This window comes from Vibrio sp. 2033 (assembly GCF_033339735.1).
On the sequence record NZ_JAWOVC010000318.1, the window covers coordinates 1 to 725 of the forward strand.

Below are 725 nucleotides of genomic sequence, written 5' to 3' on the forward strand. Positions count from 1 at the left end.
TCGCCCGTCGAGTTCGATCCTCAGCAGTGCGATCAGACGTTCACCATCGCGACCACGGACTACGCTATGCAAACTATCCTGCCGTTTGCTTTACCGCGCATTTATCAAGAAGCGCCGAATGTGTCGTTTAACTTTTTGCCTTTGCAGCATGACCGTTTATCCGATCAGTTGACTTATGAAGGGGCCGATCTCGCCATTTGTCGCCCAACTGGCCCCGTAGAGCCGCTGCGTAGCGAGATTCTTGGTCGCGTTGGCGTGTTGTGTTTACTGTCCAAACAGCATCCTTTGGCGAATCAAGAGATGAGTTTGGACGACTATTTGAGCCACCCTCACGCGATGATTGCCATCAGTGACGGAGTGAAAGCGTTGATTGAGCAAGCTCTGATCGACAAGCCGCAACGCAAAATGGTGCTGCGTGCGTACCATTTAGAAGCTGCGCTGGCGATTGTGGATACACTACCTATCATCATTACCGTTCCGGCAGATTTGGCGTATCTGGTTGCTGAGCGCTATGACCTAGTCGTAAAACCGTTGCCATTCCAATTTACGCCTTTTGATTATTCGATGATTTGGCATGCGCGCTGTGAGCATTCTCCTGCTCAAGAATGGCTGCGCTCCGTTGTGCGTGAAGAGTGCAGCAGGCTGATTGCGAAGCGAATCGAAGACATGGGATTGAACTGATAACAAAAGAGCCAGCAACGCTGGCTCTATTTACGTGAAGTGCT

1 protein-coding gene is annotated in these 725 nt (G+C 50.9%); it reads left to right on the top strand.

From position 1 onward, the window contains the following. The coding region (locus R7P74_RS26335; RefSeq protein ID WP_318123590.1) for a LysR substrate-binding domain-containing protein at positions 1–681 on the top strand (681 nt) is incomplete at its 5' end. Positions 682–725: the final 44 nt, after the last annotated feature.